We start from the raw sequence: 208 nt of genomic DNA, 5'->3' as shown, positions 1-208 counted from the left end.
TAAAATAACTGCATAACCTTTTTCACCAATGTTAATCATTTTGGAAATTTTTAAGATGTTATCTAAATTTAAGTTAATTCCTATAACACCTTTACCATCTTTTACTTCTTTAGCAATTGTCACTACCATATTTTTTGTAGATGCTGATTGATATGGCGCAGTAACAATTACTTTCCCTTTATTTTCATGTGCTTCTTTATACCAATCT

General features: G+C 27.9%; 1 protein-coding gene. It reads right to left on the bottom strand.

Annotated elements, in window-relative coordinates; translation table 11 throughout:
- Positions 1–208: PDC sensor domain-containing protein (locus tag KI369_RS28860; RefSeq protein ID WP_212959043.1), on the bottom strand; the 208-nt coding region annotated here is incomplete at both ends.

The organism is Bacillus sanguinis (genome assembly GCF_018332475.1).
In the GTDB taxonomy this organism is placed as follows: Bacteria; Bacillota; Bacilli; order Bacillales; family Bacillaceae_G; genus Bacillus_A; species Bacillus_A sanguinis.
This window is presented reverse-complemented; position numbering and strand designations above follow the sequence as displayed.